This window comes from Microbacterium jejuense (genome assembly GCF_039544225.1).
Lineage (GTDB): Bacteria > Actinomycetota > Actinomycetes > Actinomycetales > Microbacteriaceae > Microbacterium > Microbacterium jejuense.
In genome coordinates this window covers 1-5,357 of the sequence record NZ_BAABLG010000007.1, presented here as the reverse complement: position 1 = coordinate 5,357, position 5,357 = coordinate 1, and the positions used below count along the sequence as shown (strand labels likewise).

Below are 5,357 nucleotides of genomic sequence, written 5' to 3'. Positions count from 1 at the left end.
TGTTAACGCGGAATGGCCACCCAGGGTGTGGGTGGCCATTCCGTGAATGGGTGTCCGGCGGTGTCCTACTCTCCCACAGGGTCCCCCCTGCAGTACCATCGGCGCTGAGAGGCTTAGCTTCCGGGTTCGGAATGGGACCGGGCGTTTCCCTCTCGCTATGGCCGCCGAAACTCTCTTGATGTTTCAGTCATACACAACAACGTGAAGTGTGTTGTGTGGTTTCCCGACCGTACATCGGGAACCACTCAGTGGACGCGAGCAACATTTCAAAGTTCTCAGTAACCCACCCGAGGGTGGGGTGTTATCAAGTCGTCGGCTTATTAGTACCAGTCAGCTGCACACGTTGCCGTGCTTCCACATCTGGCCTATCAACCCAGTAGTCTGGCTGGGAGCCTCTCACCCGAAGGTATGGAAGTCTCATCTTGAGGCCGGCTTCCCGCTTAGATGCTTTCAGCGGTTATCCATCCCGAACGTAGCTAACCAGCGGTGCACTTGGCAGTACAACTGGCACACCAGAGGTTCGTCCAACCCGGTCCTCTCGTACTAGGGTCAGATCCTCTCAAACTTCCTACGCGCGCAGCGGATAGGGACCGAACTGTCTCACGACGTTCTAAACCCAGCTCGCGTACCGCTTTAATGGGCGAACAGCCCAACCCTTGGGACCTACTCCAGCCCCAGGATGCGACGAGCCGACATCGAGGTGCCAAACCATGCCGTCGATATGGACTCTTGGGCAAGATCAGCCTGTTATCCCCGAGGTACCTTTTATCCGTTGAGCGACAGCGCTTCCACAAGCCACTGCCGGATCACTAGTCCCGACTTTCGTCCCTGCTCGACCTGTCAGTCTCACAGTCAAGCTCCCTTGTGCACTTACACTCGCCACCTGATTGCCAACCAGGTTGAGGGAACCTTTGGGCGCCTCCGTTACTTTTTGGGAGGCAACCGCCCCAGTTAAACTACCCACCAGGCACTGTCCCTGAACCGGATCACGGTTCGAAGTTAGACATCCAGAGTGACCAGAGTGGTATTTCAACAACGACTCCACGAATACTGGCGTATCCGCTTCACAGTCTCCCACCTATCCTACACAAGCCACACCGAACACCAATACCAAGCTGTAGTAAAGGTCACGGGGTCTTTCCGTCCTGCTGCGCGTAACGAGCATCTTTACTCGTAATGCAATTTCGCCGAGTTCGCGGTTGAGACAGTTGGGAAGTCGTTACGCCATTCGTGCAGGTCGGAACTTACCCGACAAGGAATTTCGCTACCTTAGGATGGTTATAGTTACCACCGCCGTTTACTGGGGCTTAAATTCTCAGCTTCGCCTTACGGCTAACCGGTCCTCTTAACCTTCCAGCACCGGGCAGGCGTCAGTCCGTATACATCGTCTTGCGACTTGGCACGGACCTGTGTTTTTAGTAAACAGTCGCTACCCACTAGTCTCTGCGGCCACCACACCCTTTTCGGAGCAAGTCCGTATAAGTGGATGGCCCCCCTTCTCCCGAAGTTACGGGGGCATTTTGCCGAGTTCCTTAACCACGATTCTCTCGATCTCCTCGGTATTCTCTACCTGACCACCTGAGTCGGTTTGGGGTACGGGCGGCTAGAACCTCGCGTCGATGCTTTTCTTGGCAGCATAGGATCACCCACTTTTCATCCGCATCGTGTCTCAGCCTGTATGAGTCGCGGATTTGCCTACGACTCGGCCTACGCACTTGCCCCGGGACAACCATCGCCCGGGTTGGGCTACCTTCCTGCGTCACACCTGTTAATACGCTAACCGCACCAGCATGGGGTCGTACGCTAGGCCCACAGCATCACCCCGAAGGGATCCGTCAGTGGGATTCAGATACTTAGCACTACTGGGTTAGTTTGGGCGGTTCTTCGCCGGTACGGGAATATCAACCCGTTGTCCATCGACTACGCCTGTCGGCCTCGCCTTAGGTCCCGACTTACCCAGGGAAGATTAGCTTGACCCTGGAACCCTTGGTCTTTCGGAGGACGTGTTTCTCACACGTCTTTCGCTACTCATGCCTGCATTCTCACTCGTGTAGCGTCCACGGCTGGGTCACCCCGCCGCTTCACTCGCCACACGACGCTCTCCTACCCATCAACACGGCTGGACCACGAAGGCCTACCAATAATGTCAATGCCACAACTTCGGTGGCGTGCTTGAGCCCCGTTACATTGTCGGCGCGGAATCACTTGACCAGTGAGCTATTACGCACTCTTTCAAGGGTGGCTGCTTCTAAGCCAACCTCCTGGTTGTCTAAGCAACTCCACATCCTTTCCCACTTAGCACGCGCTTAGGGACCTTAGATGGTGGTCTGGGTTGTTTCCCTCTCGACTATGAAGCTTATCCCCCACAGTCTCACTGCTGCGCTCTCACTTACCGGCATTCGGAGTTTGGCTGACGTCAGTAACCTTGTAGGGCCCATCGGCCATCCAGTAGCTCTACCTCCGGCAAGAAACACGCAACGCTGCACCTAAATGCATTTCGGAGAGAACCAGCTATCACGAAGTTTGATTGGCCTTTCACCCCTATCCACAGCTCATCCCCTCAGTTTTCAACCTAAGTGGGTTCGGCCCTCCACGACGTCTTACCGTCGCTTCAGCCTGGCCATGGATAGATCACTTCGCTTCGGGTCTAGGACATGCGACTCAATCGCCCTATTCAGACTCGCTTTCGCTACGGCTACCCCACCCGGGTTAACCTCGCCACATATCGCTAACTCGCAGGCTCATTCTTCAAAAGGCACGCTGTCACCCCTACCAAGGAGGCTCCAACGGTTTGTAAGCAAACGGTTTCAGGTACTATTTCACTCCCCTCCCGGGGTACTTTTCACCTTTCCCTCACGGTACTTGTCCGCTATCGGTCATCTGGGAGTATTTAGGCTTATCAGGTGGTCCTGACAGATTCACACGGGATTTCTCGGGCCCCGTGCTACTTGGGATACACTCCGCGCTGCATCAGGCATTTCGGTTACGGGGCTGGCACCCACTCTGGCCGGCCTTTCAAGACCGTTCACCTATACCTACGCATCACGCTCACCACTCGGCAGAATGGCATGGAACGTCCCACGACCCCGCACACGCAACTCCTGCCGGATATCACACGTGTACGGTTTAGCCTCATCCGATTTCGCTCGCCACTACTCACGGAATCACGGTTGTTTTCTCTTCCTGCGGGTACTGAGATGTTTCACTTCCCCGCGTTCCCTCTACCCGCCCTATATATTCAGGCGGGAGTCACTGGGTCAGCACGCCGCCCAGCGGGGTTTCCCCATTCGGACACCCTCGGATCAAAACTTGCTTATCAGTTCCCCGAGGCTTATCGCAGATTGCTACGTCCTTCTTCGGCTCCAGATGCCAAGGCATCCACCGTTTGCTCTTAAAGACTTGAAAACATGAGAATCAAAACTCAGCCACACTCACAAAGAGTGCGACAGAAATTGACTAATGATCTTTAAGATCATCAACACAAAACAACCCCTCAAAGAGGAATCATCTTGCAAAGATGCTCGCGTCCACTGTGTAGTTCTCAAAGTACGGGCGGTACCCCACCCACCCACCAACAAAAGCCGGCAGCAGGCAAGGCCCAGAGAGTTGCACACCACTCCGAAAAGCAGCGTCCGGTCCCTCAGGACCCAACAGCGTGCAGACACCCCGCTCACCAGAACCCACCTTCCAACCACCCTCCGAAGAGAACGGCGTACTAGCAGAAACCAGCTGCGCTGATGCCATGTCAAATGTTCCACCCACGAGCCCCAACCAGGAACATTCGTCCTGATCTGGGTCCTAGAGTCCCCGAAGAGACTCAGGTGCTCCTTAGAAAGGAGGTGATCCAGCCGCACCTTCCGGTACGGCTACCTTGTTACGACTTAGTCCTAATTACCGATCCCACCTTCGACGGCTCCCTCCACAAGGGTTAGGCCACCGGCTTCAGGTGTTACCGACTTTCATGACTTGACGGGCGGTGTGTACAAGACCCGGGAACGTATTCACCGCAGCGTTGCTGATCTGCGATTACTAGCGACTCCGACTTCATGAGGTCGAGTTGCAGACCTCAATCCGAACTGGGACCGGCTTTTTGGGATTCGCTCCACCTCACGGTATTGCAGCCCTTTGTACCGGCCATTGTAGCATGCGTGAAGCCCAAGACATAAGGGGCATGATGATTTGACGTCATCCCCACCTTCCTCCGAGTTGACCCCGGCAGTATCCCATGAGTTCCCACCATTACGTGCTGGCAACATAGAACGAGGGTTGCGCTCGTTGCGGGACTTAACCCAACATCTCACGACACGAGCTGACGACAACCATGCACCACCTGTTCACGAGTGTCCAAAGAGTCCCCTGTTTCCAGAGTGTTCTCGTGTATGTCAAGCCTTGGTAAGGTTCTTCGCGTTGCATCGAATTAATCCGCATGCTCCGCCGCTTGTGCGGGTCCCCGTCAATTCCTTTGAGTTTTAGCCTTGCGGCCGTACTCCCCAGGCGGGGAACTTAATGCGTTAGCTGCGTCACGGAATCCGTGGAAAGGACCCCACAACTAGTTCCCAACGTTTACGGGGTGGACTACCAGGGTATCTAAGCCTGTTTGCTCCCCACCCTTTCGCTCCTCAGCGTCAGTTACGGCCCAGAGATCTGCCTTCGCCATCGGTGTTCCTCCTGATATCTGCGCATTCCACCGCTACACCAGGAATTCCAATCTCCCCTACCGCACTCTAGTCTGCCCGTACCCACTGCAGGCCCGAGGTTGAGCCTCGGGTTTTCACAGCAGACGCGACAAACCGCCTACGAGCTCTTTACGCCCAATAATTCCGGATAACGCTTGCGCCCTACGTATTACCGCGGCTGCTGGCACGTAGTTAGCCGGCGCTTTTTCTGCAGGTACCGTCACTCACGCTTCTTCCCTGCTAAAAGAGGTTTACAACCCGAAGGCCGTCATCCCTCACGCGGCGTTGCTGCATCAGGCTTCCGCCCATTGTGCAATATTCCCCACTGCTGCCTCCCGTAGGAGTCTGGGCCGTGTCTCAGTCCCAGTGTGGCCGGTCACCCTCTCAGGCCGGCTACCCGTCGACGCCTTGGTGAGCCATTACCTCACCAACAAGCTGATAGGCCGCGAGCCCATCCCAGACCGAAAAATCTTTCCAACCCCCACCATGCAGTGAGAGCTCATATCCAGTATTAGACACCGTTTCCAGCGCTTATCCCAGAGTCCAGGGCAGGTTGCTCACGTGTTACTCACCCGTTCGCCACTAATCCACCCCGCAAGCGAGGCTTCATCGTTCGACTTGCATGTGTTAAGCACGCCGCCAGCGTTCATCCTGAGCCAGGATCAAACTCTCCATAAAAAA

At 55.4% G+C, this 5,357-nt stretch carries 3 rRNA genes; all 3 read right to left on the bottom strand.

What is annotated here, in order from left to right:
- Positions 1 to 52 precede the first annotated feature (52 nt).
- The 3 genes from rrf to ABEA46_RS12630 all read right to left on the bottom strand — a co-directional run bounded on the left by rrf (position 53) and on the right by ABEA46_RS12630 (position 5,354).
- Positions 53 to 169 (bottom strand): 5S ribosomal RNA (gene rrf, locus ABEA46_RS12640).
- Between the two features lie 131 nt (positions 170 to 300).
- Positions 301 to 3,405, bottom strand: a 23S ribosomal RNA gene (locus ABEA46_RS12635).
- A gap of 427 nt (positions 3,406 to 3,832) precedes the next feature.
- Positions 3,833 to 5,354, bottom strand: a 16S ribosomal RNA gene (locus tag ABEA46_RS12630).
- Together the 16S, 23S and 5S rRNA genes form the textbook arrangement of a ribosomal RNA operon.
- Between the last annotated feature and the right edge of the window lie 3 nt (positions 5,355 to 5,357).